Origin of the sequence: Shewanella sp. GutDb-MelDb (assembly GCF_002836075.1) — a bacterium.
In the GTDB taxonomy this organism is placed as follows: Bacteria; Pseudomonadota; Gammaproteobacteria; order Enterobacterales; family Shewanellaceae; genus Shewanella.
Genome location: NZ_PJBM01000165.1, coordinates 1 through 15,511, shown reverse-complemented (window position 1 = coordinate 15,511; position 15,511 = coordinate 1). Strand labels below are relative to the sequence as shown.

Annotated in this window: 14 protein-coding genes; 8 read left to right on the top strand and 6 right to left on the bottom strand. The window is 43.2% G+C overall.

Annotation, left to right across the window (positions count from 1 at the left end):
- Positions 1-233 precede the first annotated feature (233 nt).
- The gene (gene purT, locus CXF82_RS07495; protein ID WP_102038387.1) at positions 234-1,409 is read left to right on the top strand and encodes a formate-dependent phosphoribosylglycinamide formyltransferase; all 1,176 of its coding nucleotides are present in this window, start codon (positions 234-236) and stop codon (positions 1,407-1,409) included.
- A 90-nt stretch (positions 1,410-1,499) separates the two neighbouring features.
- Here the strand turns inward: purT and CXF82_RS07490 are convergent, their stop codons facing one another.
- The 5 genes from CXF82_RS07490 to CXF82_RS07470 are packed head-to-tail and all read right to left on the bottom strand — an operon-like array spanning position 1,500 to position 5,602.
- On the bottom strand, positions 1,500-2,453 hold the full coding sequence (locus tag CXF82_RS07490) for a D-2-hydroxyacid dehydrogenase (protein WP_101091349.1): 954 nt from the start codon (positions 2,451-2,453) through the stop codon (positions 1,500-1,502).
- Positions 2,454-2,509: 56 nt separating this feature from the next.
- The gene (locus CXF82_RS07485) at positions 2,510-3,121 is read right to left on the bottom strand and encodes an outer membrane beta-barrel protein (protein WP_101091348.1); all 612 of its coding nucleotides are present in this window, start codon (positions 3,119-3,121) and stop codon (positions 2,510-2,512) included.
- 35 nt (positions 3,122-3,156) lie between these two features.
- Positions 3,157-3,936 carry a co-chaperone DjlA gene (gene djlA, locus CXF82_RS07480; RefSeq protein WP_101091347.1) on the bottom strand — a complete coding sequence of 260 codons (780 nt, stop codon included), beginning with the start codon at positions 3,934-3,936 and terminating at the stop codon, positions 3,157-3,159.
- Positions 3,936-4,604, bottom strand: a complete 669-nt coding sequence (gene murU / locus CXF82_RS07475; protein WP_101091346.1) for an N-acetylmuramate alpha-1-phosphate uridylyltransferase MurU — start codon at positions 4,602-4,604, stop codon at positions 3,936-3,938. The genes djlA and murU overlap by 1 nt, the downstream gene beginning before the upstream one ends.
- Positions 4,601-5,602 carry an aminoglycoside phosphotransferase family protein gene (locus CXF82_RS07470; RefSeq protein WP_101091345.1) on the bottom strand — a complete coding sequence of 334 codons (1,002 nt, stop codon included), beginning with the start codon at positions 5,600-5,602 and terminating at the stop codon, positions 4,601-4,603. Before CXF82_RS07470 ends, murU begins: the two co-directional genes overlap by 4 nt.
- Before the next feature lie 156 nt (positions 5,603-5,758).
- Here CXF82_RS07470 and lptD point away from each other — a divergent pair, with 156 nt between their 5' ends.
- The 7 genes from lptD to CXF82_RS07435 all read left to right on the top strand — a co-directional run bounded on the left by lptD (position 5,759) and on the right by CXF82_RS07435 (position 14,815).
- On the top strand, positions 5,759-8,083 hold the full coding sequence (gene lptD / locus CXF82_RS07465) for an LPS assembly protein LptD (protein WP_101091344.1): 2,325 nt from the start codon (positions 5,759-5,761) through the stop codon (positions 8,081-8,083).
- 124 nt (positions 8,084-8,207) lie between these two features.
- Complete coding sequence (surA, locus tag CXF82_RS07460; RefSeq protein ID WP_102038389.1) at positions 8,208-9,512, top strand: peptidylprolyl isomerase SurA; 1,305 nt, start codon at positions 8,208-8,210, stop codon at positions 9,510-9,512.
- 5 nt (positions 9,513-9,517) lie between these two features.
- Positions 9,518-10,501, top strand: coding sequence for a 4-hydroxythreonine-4-phosphate dehydrogenase PdxA (gene pdxA, locus CXF82_RS07455; RefSeq protein WP_101091342.1), 984 nt, complete (start codon positions 9,518-9,520; stop codon positions 10,499-10,501).
- Positions 10,502-10,516: 15 nt separating this feature from the next.
- Positions 10,517-11,323, top strand: coding sequence for a 16S rRNA (adenine(1518)-N(6)/adenine(1519)-N(6))-dimethyltransferase RsmA (gene rsmA / locus CXF82_RS07450; protein ID WP_101091341.1), 807 nt, complete (start codon positions 10,517-10,519; stop codon positions 11,321-11,323).
- Positions 11,324-11,477: 154 nt separating this feature from the next.
- A complete protein-coding gene (gene apaG, locus CXF82_RS07445) occupies positions 11,478-11,858 on the top strand; it encodes a Co2+/Mg2+ efflux protein ApaG (protein WP_101091340.1) in 381 nt (126 codons plus the stop codon).
- 15 nt (positions 11,859-11,873) lie between these two features.
- Positions 11,874-12,698, top strand: coding sequence for a symmetrical bis(5'-nucleosyl)-tetraphosphatase (locus CXF82_RS07440; RefSeq protein WP_102043942.1), 825 nt, complete (start codon positions 11,874-11,876; stop codon positions 12,696-12,698).
- A gap of 95 nt (positions 12,699-12,793) precedes the next feature.
- Complete coding sequence (locus CXF82_RS07435) at positions 12,794-14,815, top strand: methyl-accepting chemotaxis protein (protein ID WP_101091338.1); 2,022 nt, start codon at positions 12,794-12,796, stop codon at positions 14,813-14,815.
- A gap of 281 nt (positions 14,816-15,096) precedes the next feature.
- Here the strand turns inward: CXF82_RS07435 and CXF82_RS07430 are convergent, their stop codons facing one another.
- A complete protein-coding gene (locus CXF82_RS07430; RefSeq protein WP_101091337.1) occupies positions 15,097-15,492 on the bottom strand; it encodes a DUF3718 domain-containing protein in 396 nt (131 codons plus the stop codon).
- Between the last annotated feature and the right edge of the window lie 19 nt (positions 15,493-15,511).

The following is a 15,511-nucleotide window of genomic DNA, read 5'->3' as shown; positions in this document are numbered from 1 at the left end:
AAAACATCTTGGCAACAAATGTCGTACAAAGCCATATTTATTTGATTTAAAACTTTATATTAGCGTGCGCTTTTTTTCTAAAACTACGTGATCTGCCACACATTTATTACCTATCTTACTTTAGAAGGTTTAACCTCAGGGTAGACTAATAATCATAATAAACCTTGCCTCAAACCAGTGATATGACTTGGTGTGAGAGTAAGCCCCCTACACGACTAATAAAGGTACAAACCATGATAGGTACAGCGTTAAGTGCGGGCGCAAAACGCGCGATGCTTCTTGGATCGGGTGAATTAGGCAAAGAAGTGGCGATTGAACTGCAGCGCTTTGGGATTGAAGTGATTGCTGTTGACCGCTATGCCAATGCACCAGCAATGCAGATAGCTCACCGCAGTCACGTCATCAACATGCTTGATGCAGCAGCACTAGAGCAAGTCATTTCGTTAGAAAAACCAGACCTTGTGATCCCAGAGCTTGAAGCGATTGCCACTCAAGCATTGGTTGAGTTAGAGGCAAAAGGGGTCAACATCATCCCAACCGCCAAAGCCACTCAATTAACGATGGATAGAGAGGGTATTCGCCGTCTAGCAGCTGAAACATTAGCAATCCCCACCTCACCATACTTTTTTTGCGACACACAAACACAATTCAAACAAGCCATTACCGCTATTGGTTTACCTTGTGTGGTAAAGCCCGTAATGAGCTCATCAGGTAAGGGTCAAAGCGTTATCCGCACTGAATCTCAAATAGATGCTGCTTGGCATTATGCTCAAGAAGGCGGAAGAGCTGGCGGTGGACGGGTTATTGTCGAAGGGTTTATCGCCTTTGATTATGAGGTCACCCTACTGACGATTAGCGCGATTAATGGTATTCATTTTTGCGATGCGATTGGCCATCGTCAAGAAGAGGGGGATTACCGAGAATCATGGCAGCCACAGATTATGTCTGATGTCGTAAGGGCAAAGGCACATGACATCGGCGAGAAAGTAGTGCAAGCGCTGGGGGGTTATGGCTTGTTCGGTGTCGAACTCTTTATTAAGGGTGATGAAGTTTATTTCTCAGAAGTATCACCAAGACCACACGATACCGGCATGGTCACCATGATAAGCCAAGATTTATCTGAATTTGCGCTACATGTGCGGGCTATATTGGGCTTACCTATCAGCAATATTGTTCAACACGGCCCCAGTGCATCGGCAGTGATCTTGGCAAAGGGACACTCAAACAACATTCAGTTTTCAGGTATAGCAGAAGCATTAGTTGAGCCAGATACTCAAGTTAGATTATTTGGTAAACCAGAGATAGATGGCTCAAGACGCTTAGGGGTCGCTTTAGCCAGAGACACCACGATTGAACGAGCAGTAGATAAAGCCCTCGCCTCGGCTAATAAAGTTAAGGTCATTCTCTAGTAAAAAGTTCTGTAGTCAAAAGCCCGTTAGCAAAAAGCCCTTTATGTAACGCTACATAAAGGGCTTTAATATTTTGACTGGCACCAACCGTTAGTTAACCGTGTTTACAGCGTCACCCTTTAGAAAGCCGCTAACATTATTAACCGCAATATTCAGTAGATTTTGCCTAGCCTCAATTGTTGCCCATGCATTATGCGGTGAAATACTAATATTGGGCGCCTTAAGCAGAGGATTGCTTGCTTGTGGAGGTTCGCTCGACAACACATCTACGCCGCTAAAAGCAATCTGCCCTTGCGCTAACGCATCAGCCAGCGCGAGCTCATCAACCAAGCCACCACGAGCAGTATTGATTAACATTGCAGTGGGCTTCATCTGCTTTAATACACTGCGATTAATTAACTTATCAGTACTCGCCGTTAAGGGGCAATGTAGCGAAACAATATCCGCATCCACAAACAAGCTATCTTGCGTAACCCAAGTGCAGCCAGTGGGGAGTACAACCTTAGCGTTACGAGTATTCACGATAACCCGCATACCGAATGCCTTTGCAATTTGAGCCGTCGCTTGGCCAATATCACCAAAACCTATCAAGCCTAATGTCTTACCTTTTAACGATTGCAGTGGCGATAAAGTAAAACAGAAATCTTCACTCTCAGACCACTGACCTTGCTTCACAGCCTCTGAGTGACGCGCTACCTGTTGAGTCGCGTGGAGGATATGGGCAAATACCATTTGTGCAACGGCATCAGGCCCGTAACCTGGCACATTGGTCACTAGGATCCCAAGTGCAGTGGCAGCGTCGATATCAACAACATTAGTCCCAGTTGCAAGTACACCAATATATTTAAGATTGGGCAATTGCTTGAGGGTCTTTGCATCGAGTACAGTTTTATTGGTCAGCAAAATCTCGGCATCTTTACAGCGAGCAAGTACGTCTTGTGGTGCAGTCCGTTCATAACAGGACAGCTCACCCATTGAGGCAAGAGGCTGCCAACTTAGGTCGCCTGGATTTAGTGTGTACCCATCTAAAATGACTATCTGCATCTATTATTCTCACGCTGGAATGTTGGCTGGAAAACTTAAGCGCTAAAGCTTAAGCCCTAAAACTTAAGACTTGCCCCTATATTAGCTTGGCCTTGCCACATGATGTCCGTCTGAATATTCCAAAGACAACCCTGTCCGCTGCAAAACAGTTCATTATTTGAATTTACAAAGGTCGCGTAACCCTTAACCTCAGCGAACAACGAAAATGCACTGGTTACTTGATACTCTACGCCCCCTCCTAATGCGACTGAAAAGCGGGTCTCATTAGAGTAGGCGCCGCTGGGTCTCATTTGAGTTAAACCCAAACTGGTGGTGACATAAGGCTTAACGTCTTTCATTGGAAAATACAAAGTGCCGCCGACATGAAAATAGTCAACATCCATTTTGGTGATAACATCGGGACTGAAAGTGCCGCTGGCACGTAGATCAGTCGATTGATGACTATAAAGCAGGTAAACATTGCCAGGATCTTTAGTCGTAAAACCTAACATCACGCCATAGTTTTCAGCTTCAGACACTTTGACGGTGCCATTATCTTCACTTTGGGTGCTGTAAATATCGAAATCACTCGCGCCAAAGCTATAACCACCAAAGGGGGCCACATAGACTTCAGCCACTGCGGGCAAAGAACAAAACGCGGTCAATACAAATGCTAGGCTTTTTCTCATAACAGATCCTTCTCGTTAATCATTATTATGCAGGGTTAGCGCATACCTCTATCACTCTTAACCCTATCATAAGCTGCTTGAATATCTTGAGCTTTTGTTTTTGCCAGTTCCATCATTTCTGCAGGTAGCCCTTTAGCGACTAATTTGTCAGGATGATGCTCGTTCATTAATTTACGATAAGCTCTTTTAATATCTTGGTCAGACATCGACTCTTCCATACCTAAAACATCATAAGCGTCTTCAACTGAAGTATGGTTACCATTGCCGCCATTTCGATGGAAATTGAACTCCGCCTGCCAGCGCGTAAGTAAATCGTCTAATTGCTTTTGGCTGAAGCCTAACTCTTTAGCAATGGTCGATAGAATTGAATGCTCTTTAGGATCCAAGGTGGCATCTGATAACGCCGTTTGAATTTGGATCTCTAAAAACATCTGCAATACTTCTTTGCGCCCCATTGAGATCAATCTGAAGGTTTTCAAGCAGGCATGGATATCAAAGTTACTTTCCTTTCCTTCTCTAAAGGCGGCTTGCGCATCCGCTCTAGCCTCTCCACTCAGTCGCATTTGATCCATCAACGCATTCGCGATCCGAATATCAACTTCGGTTACTTGTCCAGATGCTTTCGCCACATGGCCCATTACTGCAAAGGTGGTATTAAAAAATAGCGCTTGTCGCTTACTACTATTGCCAATCCCTGCCCGCTGGCTCTGACGGCGATCGTACATATGTCCAAGCCACAAACCGAAAATACCGCCACCGATACGACCAAACATAAACCCGATAATAAAACCGAAAACTTTACCCCAAATTCGCATTACTTACCCTTTTGTATTTCACGTGTTTCAATTTGTGCCAAACGCTCTACCGTACCAACATCGCACCAATAATGATCAAAATAATCACCCACGACTTGCCCATTCGCCATAGCTTCACGCAGCAGCGGCGCAAGCGAAAATGCTTGCGCTGAGACTTGAGTAAACATCTCCGGGTGATAAACGCCCATCCCCGAAAACGTGAGCTTATTTTCCCCGAACATTGAAACCTTGCCATTTAATAGCGCAAAGTCACCCTGTGGATGTTGAATGGGATTATCGACTAACCAAAGATGCGCCAGTTCCCCTGCAGCTAAGCTTTCGATTTTAGGCAGCGCATCAATAAAGACGTCACCGTTAATCACAAAAAATGGCTCATCACCGAGTAAGGTTAATGCTTTTTTAATGCCACCACCGGTTTCTAAAGCCTGCGTTTCCTCACTATAAAAGATTTTCAGTCCCCATTTAGCACCATCACCTAGTGCCGACACCAGCTTATGGCCAAGCCACGCATGATTAATGACCACTTCTTTAAAGCCAGCCATAGCTAGCTTTTCTAAGTGATATACAATCAGCGGTTTGCGCGCCACTTCAACCAAAGGTTTTGGTAGACTATCGGTTAACGGACGTAGTCTTTCCCCACGTCCAGCCGCTAAAATCATTGCTTTCATTTTTTGGCCTTAACTGCGGGGATAATGACACTTCCAATCCATTGGCTAAATTTACTCAGCTCAGGATAGCGACTCGCTATATCACGAATATATTCCAATGTTAACGGAATATCGGCCATATAGGCAGGCTTGCCATCACGGTAATTTAGCCTCGCGAATATCCCAGCAGCTTTGATATGTCGTTGCAGTCCCATCAAGTCAAACCAGCGCTGATACTGTGAAAAACTAACCTCAACAGGCAATAACTGCGCTTCAATCACTTGTTTGTAATGAATAAGCATGAGTTCATTGACGTTATCTTCAGGCCAGCGAATGTAACAGTCGCGTAATAATGAAACCGCATCATAGGTCACAGGACCAATAACAGCATCTTGGAAATCGATAACCTTTAATTCATCGTCTTGCAGCATAATATTGCGACTATGGTAATCCCGATGCATGCCGACTTGAGGCTGCTGTCTGACATTTTCGGTTAACACCTGAAAGGCTATATCTGTCTGAGCTCGTACATCATCACTCGATAATCCAAGGTGATGCTCTGCTAGCCACTCGGTAAATATATTCAATTCCCGAAGCACAAACTCATCGTCATAAATGGGCAATGCTGCTTGATCAGTCGCGATGACTTTAGCGATATCGTTTAACAATAATAACGCTTGTTGGTAATACTGCCTTAGGTTGCTGGGGTTCAATACCGATAATAACTGCACATCGCCGAGATCGCTAAGCAACATAAAACCTTGCTCAGCATCACTAGCGATCACTTTAGGCACAGGTATTCCGGATCTTGAATAAGTTTCAGCTATCTGTATAAACGGAGTGATTGGCACCAGTTTAGGGGGGGAATCAACTACAATATAAGAAACTGAACCAACAATAACTCGAAAGTAACGTCTAAAACTGGCGTCTCCCGAAATAAGTTCCGGTGACACATTGGTGCTAAAATACTGGTTTACCCATGCATTTAACTGAAGAAATCTAGGATCTGACAAGGGCACCTCATGGCTCTCAAGAAGAAATTGCTTTATTATAACGACAAAATGGAAACAGCTAAGCGATTGAAACAAATTATTTGGCTGAGTTGCCCAAGAAAGGGTTCAACTTTTCTCTTCTTCAATAGTCCAAACTAAGAAATCATAATTAATTGACCTAAGATGCAGATCCGTTATTTTCTGGCCTTGAGCCTGCTTCCCCAATTAGCCTTGGCAAATGACGCCAATACTGCAACTGTTGAAAGTTCACAGTGCATTATTGAGCCTCCTGTTAAGCCTTATGTGCCTCTGTATGATTTAGATAATCCTGCAGATCTTGAACGTATCTCCATTATTTCTGACCGCTCTGAAGCTCAAATGGGCAAACAAGCTAAATTCAATGGCGATGTTAGCTTCAGTCAAGGTGGCAGAAACATCTCCGCTGACGAAGCGATTCTTGATCAAGAAGCTGAAGAACTAGCCGCTAACGGTAATTTAGTATTTCAAGATGAATTTTTCACCGTCACGGCCGACTCTTTAGTTGCAAAAATGCGCAGTAATAGCGCGACGTTACAAGGCGCTAAATATTGGCTTAATGGCCAACAGATCCATGGCGATGCCAATAAGTTAGAGATCACCAAAGAAAACAACTTGTTGATGTCGAAAACCAATTTTACAACCTGTCCCGCTGATTCACCTGCATGGTTGTTAGAAGCAGATAGAATCAAAATTGATAGTAAAGAAGAGTGGGGAGAGATTTGGGACGCCAAGCTAAAAATTGGTGGTGTACCAATTATGTATATTCCATACATGACAATTCCCGTCTCAGATAAACGAAAATCTGGTTTTTTATTCCCGTCCTTTAGTACCAGTACTACTAACGGTTTTGAAATAGCGACACCTTATTATTGGAATATCGCGCCAGAGTTCGATCTAACATTTACCCCTAACTATATGTCTGCTCGTGGCTTATACACTAAAACCGAATTTCGGTATCTCGCTGGCGAAAAGCAACAAGGTCAACTGAACTTTGAATTTTTACCCGATGATAACAAGTTAACCAATAGCCCTAACCGTTACCTTTACCATTGGGAACATAGCGGTGCAATAGACAAAAACTGGCGCGTACTGGCAAATTATACCGACGTATCAGACAATAACTACTTCAACGATCTGAATTCAGATGTACAGCGCGCTACCGATAACCAATTGACGCGTATTGGTGAAATTAGTTATTTTGAAGAAAACTGGGATATTAGTGGTCGCGTACAAGATATCAAGGTACTTGGAGAGGAAGAGAAACCTTACCAAGTCATGCCGCAGTTCACCTTTAACTACCGAGCACCTGAATATTGGAATGGCTTTGATGTTAACTTGATGAGCGAAGTCACCAACTTCTCACATCAGGACAGTGAATACTCAACCGCTACGCGCTTACATATTGAGCCAAGCATCTCCTACCCAATTCATGGCCCAGCGGGCTCATTGACGAGCGAAGTCAAACTGCTGCAAACCAATTATTGGCAAGAAGACAATTCAAATCGATCAACTTCAACACTTGATGACACTGTTAGTCGAACTTTACCGCAAGTACGAATTCACGGTCAGATCAATTTTGAGCGCTTTACTGACTATTTTGATACTAATTACCGCCAAACCTTGGAACCGCAATTCCAATACCTTTATGTTGGCTATGAAGATCAATCTAACATCGGTATTTACGATACAGCGCAGTTACAAGAAGACTATAACGGACTCTTTCGTGAGCGCCGTTTTTCAGGCTTAGATCGCATTGCAGACGCGAATCAGTTTACGTTAGGTTTAACCACCAAACTGTTTGATGAGCAAAACAAAGAAATATTTAAATTTAGCTTGGGACAAATTATTTACTTAGAAGATAGCCGTGTCGGTCTTAATGACGTTAATGGCAGTACTGATAACTTTGTCCAAGAAAACACTTCGAACTCAGCTCTTGCTGCAGAACTAAGCACCCAGCTTTATGCTGATTGGTTCTTAAGTGGCTCAATTCAATATGATGCCAAAGAGAGTGAGAATAAGAAAAGTGAGCTCACGGTTGATTATCGCCCAGGCAAGAATAAACTGCTGCAAGCAAGCTATCGCTATGTCCCCGACCTGCTAAACACCAATACCAACGAGTCGGTTGATATTAAACAAGTCGGCTTTAGAGGTGCATGGCCAATTAATGACAGCTTATATTTGGTTGGAAACTGGTATTATGACCTCAATGAAAGCCGCAGCGTTGAAACCTATACCGGATTTCAATATGAAGCATGTTGCTGGGCACTCCGTTTGAGTTATCATTACCGCATTAAGACCAATTACATTGACGAAGACAATCCAGTCAATGATACTCGAGAACTATTTGAAAGCGGTGTTTACCTGAATTTTGTGATAAAAGGTTTAGGTGGCTCAGGTCCGTTAGGGGTCTCCGATATGCTTAATGATGGCCTCTTTAACTATCGCAAACCACTTTATTTAAAGAACTAAATTAACAAAATTAGCTAAAATGCTGAACCTAGCCGATGACAAGCAGTCAAAGCAGGATAAAAGAATCATTAACCCAGTATGAAAATACTGTAAATGACATCATAAATGCCAAGGATTTTTGTGGATGAAACGCTGTAACCGATTGATTTTTGCTTTACTAACATTGGCGATGAGCCAACTTGTTCACGCTGCGGTTGAACCATTAGATCGCGTCACAGTGCAAATTAATGAAGGCATCATTTTAGAAAGTGAAGTGGCTGGAATGGTTAAGACGATTAAAGCCAATGCCGCTACCGCAGGGCAAAAGCTACCATCAGATACTGCACTGCGAACACAGGTTATAGAACGCCTTATTTTGACTCGCTTGCAGATGCAGATGGCTGACCGTATCGGTCTTCATATTGGTGATCTCCAGTTAGACCAAACGATTGAAAACATCGCTAAAGAGCAAAAAATAACCGTTGAGCAGATGAAAGCGCAGATCGAACTTGATGGCACCTCTTTTGCCCAATATCGTGAACAGCTGCGTGAAGAAGTGACTCTCGGTGAAATCCAACGTATTCAGGTGCAACGACGGATCCAAGTTTCGCCGCAAGAAATTAACAACCTAGTCAAGCTGATTAACGAGCAAGGCTTGAAAGATGTAGAATTCCAGATTGGTCACATCTTAATCGATGTTCCAAACAATGCTACCAGCGCCGAGCTTGAAGCATCAAGTAAAAGAGCGGCTACGGTATTGAAACGCTTAAATGATGGTGATGACTTTAGAAGTATTGCCATTGCAGCATCTGCAGGTCCAAAAGCACTTGAAGGTGGTCTTTGGGATTATATGAACATCAACGAAATGCCAACGCTTTTCGCTGAAGTTGTTAGCGATGCAAAAGTCGGTGATATAATAGGTCCAATCAAGAGTGGTGCAGGTCTTCACATCCTAAAAGTCATGGATGCACGCGGCTTACAGACTCAGGAAGTTAAAGAAGTCAAATCTCGCCACATACTATTGACGCCATCTCCGATCCTTTCGGAAGAGCGAGCCAAGAGCATGCTGGACCGATTCTTAGCCCAAATCCGTTCTGGTGACGCCAAGTTCGAAGACTTAGCACGCCAGTATTCAGAAGACCCTGGTTCTGCAGCTAAAGGCGGCGAACTGGGTTGGGCAGATCCAAACATCTGGGTTCCAGCATTTAAACAAACATTGAACTCTCTCAAAGAGGGTGAAATAAGCGAGCCATTCCGCTCAACTCATGGCTGGCACATTGTTCAGCTTGAAGGGAAGCGCACGACCGATGCAACCGATAAATTTAATACAAACCGAGCTCATCAGTTAATATATCGTCGTAAATTTAACGAAGAATTACAGAACTGGTTAGATGAAATGCGTAGTGAGGCATTTATCGATATTTTCGAGCCGGAACCGAATCGAGGTTAACCATATTGTCGACTAAACGAATCGCTATCACGCCGGGTGAACCGGCGGGTATAGGCCCAGATTTAGTGATACAACTAGCTCAGCAGGCTTGGCCTGCTGAGCTAGTTGTTTGTGCTGATCCGGAACTATTACAAACTCGAGCCAAAAAGCTTGGGTTATCAATTCAACTGCGACCTTACCAGCCAAATCAGCCTCCTAAAGCTCAAGAAGCCGGTACGCTTACCATTGTTCCATTTACATTGGAGAGCGAAGCGGTGTGCGGCAAACTTAATGAGCAGAACAGCCATTATGTTGTCGATACACTGCGTTTTGCAGGTGAGAAAAACATGGTTGGCGAATTTGATGCCGTGGTTACTGGTCCCGTGCATAAAGGGATTATTAACCAAGCAGGCATCCCATTTAGCGGCCATACGGAGTTTTTTGCTAACCAAGCAAATTGCCAAGATGTTGTCATGATGCTTGCTGCTCCTGGTTTACAGGTTGCACTTGTCACCACACATATTCCACTGGCTTATGTTGCAAAGGCAATTACTCGAGACCGACTACACCAGATAGTCAAAATTCTACACAAGGATCTTGTTGAGAAATTTGCTATCCCTTCACCTAAGATTTATGTCTGTGGCCTAAATCCGCATGCGGGTGAAGACGGTCATTTAGGCAGAGAAGAGATTGATATCATCATACCTGCGCTCGAAGAGTTGCGAGCGTTAGATATGAATATTATTGGTCCACTGCCTGCTGACACAATATTTCAACCCAAATACTTAGAAGATGCTGATGTGGTACTCGCGATGTACCACGATCAAGGCCTTCCAGTACTAAAAGCTAGAGGCTTTGGCAGTTCAGTCAATATTACTCTAGGATTACCCTACATAAGAACATCGGTCGACCACGGTACGGCCTTAGAGCTTGCAGGCACTGGTTCTGCTGATATTGGTAGTTTTGTCTGTGCATTAAATAGAGCCATTGATTTGGCTGCAAAGAATTAGTGAAAAAGTTATCTCATGAGTAATAAAGTACATTTAGGCCATACGGCTAGAAAACGCTTCGGTCAGAACTTCTTGACCGATCAGAACGTGATCAATCGAATCGTCGGTGCTATTTCGCCAGATAACGATCACGTTATGGTTGAAATTGGTCCAGGCTTGGCAGCGCTTACTGAGCCCGTTGCTAGCGGTATCGACAAGTTAACCGTCGTCGAGTTAGATAAAGATTTAGTTGAGCGTCTAAAAAAACACCCGACGCTAAAAGATAAGCTTGAGATCCACCAAGGTGATGCTCTAGACTTTGATTTTAAACAGCTAGTACGTGAAGATATGCAGATGAAGGTGTTTGGTAATCTGCCATATAACATCTCTACGCCACTCATGTTTCATCTATTTGAGTTTGCACAATACATCGAAAATATGCACTTCATGCTACAGAAAGAGGTGGTATTGAGATTGTCGGCAAGCCCTGGCACTAAAGCCTACGGCCGCCTTACCGTGATGGCACAATATCATTGCCAAATCATGCCGGTGCTGGAAGTTCCACCAGAGTCTTTTACTCCGGCACCAAAAGTAGACTCAGCGGTGGTACGTCTAGTGCCTTTTAAAGTCAAACCCTTCCCTTGTAAAGATGTGGAAATGTTAAGGCATTTGACAACAACCGCCTTTAATATGCGTCGTAAGACACTGAGGAATAACCTCAAACACATGTTAACTGATGATGAGTTCGCACAGCTTAATATCGACCCTACATTGCGACCAGAGCAAATAAGTGTTGAACAGTACGTTGCTATGGCAAATTTGTTCATCGACAAGCAAGTGTAAGTTTTACCCGCAACAATGGCTAAAAACAATTTGAAAGGGCATTAATTTGCCCTTTCTATTTTCTGCGATTCAAACCACATTCTCTATCAATTACAAACAACTCCCATTACTATACTGTTAACTCATTCCAGATTTTTCATACTTGAGGCTAAACATGACCCAGAGTACGACATCCGTAAAAGTTGAAGTCAAAACGGAATATATTGAAGCCCAGTCGACCCCAGAGGAAGAGAAGTATTTATTCAGCTATACCATCACCATTATTAATCTGGGTGACCAAGACGTAACCCTAAAAAGCCGCCATTGGTGTATAACCGATGCGAACGGACGTAAAAGTGAAGTCCAAGGGGCCGGAGTCGTTGGTGAAACCCCAACCATAAAGCCAAACACTGCGTATCAATATACCAGCGGCACAGTACTGGAAACACCATTCGGGGTCATGGAGGGTAGCTATACCATGCAAAACAGTAATGGTGATGAGTTTAAAGCACCGATTTCAGCATTCAGTCTTGCCATTCCTGGCTTGCTTCATTAAGGATTTTATTGTTACATGGCAAATTATTTTGTAGGAGATGTTCAAGGCTGTTTTGATGAGCTGGAATTAGTACTCAATAAAGTGGGGTTTAACCCTTCAATAGATTGCCTATGGGCGGTAGGTGACTTGATTGCTCGTGGTCAGGGATCGCTGCAAACCCTACAATATTTTAAGTCATTGCAAGGCTCAGCTAAGGTGGTGCTCGGTAACCACGATCTCCATTTACTCGGGGTGCATGGAAAAATAAAACGCGCTAACCCCAAAGATAATTTAGGCGAGTTGTTAGCCTCTCCAGATATAGGCGCATTGGTTGATTGGTTGCGTCTTCAGCCACTTTATCAAGAATATCCCGAGCAGAACATACTAATGACCCATGCCGGTATCCCACCACTATGGGATCTCAGTACACTAAGAAACAAAGCAGATATCGTCGCAGAAGCACTGCAACAGCCGGATTACTTAACCGCTTTGATTGCAAAAATGTACACTAACTCAGTTGCTCACTACAGTGATGATCTATCTGAGCTAGATAAGAAAATCTATACCATTAACGCACTGACACGCATGCGCTATCTTTACCCCGACGGTCGTCTAGATTTTGACTGCAAATTACCCATAGAACAATGTGATAATCCTCAACTGTCACCTTGGTTCACCCATCACGCCATACTTCACCCTGAACATACACTCGTCTTTGGTCACTGGGCAGCAATTATGGGCGAAGTGAACTCTCCAGCACTACAAGCGCTCGACACTGGCTGTTGTTGGGGAGAACATTTAACCCTGTGGCACTTAGAATCAGACCAGAAAATAACTCAAAATAAGTTAAAAGAAAGTTAAACTTAACGCGCCTACGGTCGATATAACATAATAGCGCGCCTTCCAATGTGATTGTTGTCACCTAGCAGAATAAAATAATAATAAACGGAGCTTCTATGAAATTAAATGTTGCCACTAGAGTGATTGGAGGGTTTACAGTTGTGACCTTCCTGCTTATCGTATTAGGTACCGCATCATGGTTTACCAATAATAAGCTAAAAACCAGTACGACATTATTGCAAGAGCTCAGCCTGCCAGCTTTAGAATCGAGTAACCTTCTTTCTCAAACCTTATCTCAGCAAGAGAAGCAAATTTTAGTGGCGTATCACAGCCCAGATAGCAAAGCGATACCGGCAATTAAGTCTCAGTTTGCATCAGCAAGTAGAACTTTCTCACAAGAGCTAAGCAAACTGACCACTTTAGTGAGTGACAAAAGTGATTTTAGCCAGGTCATTAGAAAACTAAAAAGTAGCTATGGTCAGTTTAAAAATGAAAGCGAAAACATGATTGCTACTCATGAAAATGCACTAATAACTCAATCCCAAATTAAAAACAAATACGATGCTGTTGAAGTGGCAGTCGATGATAGCGCGTCACTTTTACTCGATCTTATCGATATGGAGTTGAGCGAAGACATCATCCAACAAGAGATAGCCGCCACAGCAAGTGCACTAGATTCAAGCTTAAGCGGTATCGTCAGTACTAGCTTTGATTTGATTGGCACCACTGACAAATCAAAATTTAATACCATTTCTAAAGAGCTCGATTACATCGTCAGTGACACCAAGAGTAGACTGCAATATGTGACATCCCACTGGGAAGGTGTTGTCGAAGCGGATCTCATTGATGAGATTAATGTTGAAGCGGCAAAAGTATTTGTACTCGTCAAAGGTAACAACTCTTTAATTGACTTAAAAGCCAAAGAGATTGAGTTAATTAGCAAAGCGTCTCTTTTACTCAGTACCGTTGATAAGGAGGCTAGTAACGTCAACAAGCAGATGACAAGCCTTACTTCTCTCATTGAGTCATTCTCCAAAGACGTCAGCGAGAGCGCAATTAAAGATATCGATAGTGCCAGCATACAAACACTGATCTTAGTGCTCATTGCCATTCTGGTGGCCATTGTGGTCAGCATTGCTGTCGTTCGTCCCCTTAGCCGTTCATTAGACAAAATTAATCACGCGCTCAATGTACTCGCATCAGGCGATCTAACTCATAAGCTCGATGATTCAGGGCATGATGAGTTTGCCAAATTATCAAGTAACTGCAACAAACTTGTCGACAGTTTACGTGCCCTCATCCAAGGTATACTTGACCGCTCTGACCAACTTGCAGCCGCAGCAGAAGAAACCTCAGCCATTACAGCCCAAACAACAGTAGGCATTCAAGAGCAGAAGAGCCAAGTGGATCAAGTCGCTACTGCAACCACTCAGCTAAGCTCTAGTGCGCTGCAAGTGACAGCGAGTGCCGATGAAGCCTTAAGCCAGATAAAAGCGGCAGACGATGAAAGCCAACATATGCGTCTCATCGCTGATGAAAATAAGCGTACAATTCTTGCCTTGGCTGATGAAGTATCAAAAGCTGGAGTGGTGATTAATAAGGTTCATGCAGACAGTGCCTCAATAGGCTCGATATTAGATGTGATTAGAGCCATTGCAGAACAAACTAACCTGCTTGCACTCAATGCTGCAATTGAAGCTGCACGAGCTGGTGAGCAAGGACGAGGCTTCGCCGTGGTAGCAGATGAAGTGCGTAGTCTTGCCTCTAGAACTCAAGATTCAACCCAAGAGATCCAGCAGATGATTGAAGTACTACAACAAGGTACTCAAGAGGCTGTCGCGGTTATGGAGCTTGGTCGTTCGCAAGCAAAATCCTGTGTTGATAAAACAGAACAAGCAAATAACGCCCTTGAAAGTATCAGTAATGCTGTTCACAAAGCTCACGATTCTGGCACCCATATTGCCCATGCGGCGCAAGAACAAAATCTGGTCAGTCAACAAGTCTCAGAAAAGCTAGAACACATCGCGGCGATTTCAGAAGAAACTTCAACGGGTGCAGATCAAACGGCGCAGTCTAGCCATCAAGTTGCACAACTCGCAGAAGAGCTACAAGCCTCAGTGAAAGAATTTAAAGTTTAATAACTTTTATAATTTAAAAAGGAGGACTGTTTTACAGTCCTCCTTTTTTATAGCCAAATTATTTGGTTTCAATATTGGTAGCGATTAAATATCCGCCACAATGATTGTTACACCAAATAAATACCTGCAAGACGGATAGCACTCCAACCAACATAAGCCTGACTGCATTAATATACTAATTCACTGTTTACATTAAACCGTTATTCCTTAGTACTAAGTGACACATATAAAAAAACCGGGAAGTCCCGGTTTTTTATATTTATATACGTCGAAAAGTAGAATTAACCGCCAGCTAAACGTTCTTTAATCGCTGTCGTAATTTCACTTGCTGAATGGCCATTACTTTCAGCCCATGCAGCGATAGTAAGACCATCACTTTCAGCTCGACCTAGGTTAGATACCGGCAATCTCTTTGTGACAAAGGTACCTACTGCATTAGAGCCATTCTTCATAGCCACTCTCAGCAAGCTATCACCATTACATGAAACACCGTCATATATATTACGCAATTTAACACGGCTTTCTTTTAGCTTCTTACGCAAACGGTTTTTATCATCACTGACAACATAGTTACAAATATTGGCAGCTAATTGATCTTGGTTTGCTAAGGCTGGAGTTGAAATCGATATTGAAGATGCCACAATCAGTGTAGCGATGCTCATAGATAACAAGCGCATCAGACACTCCTTATTATTT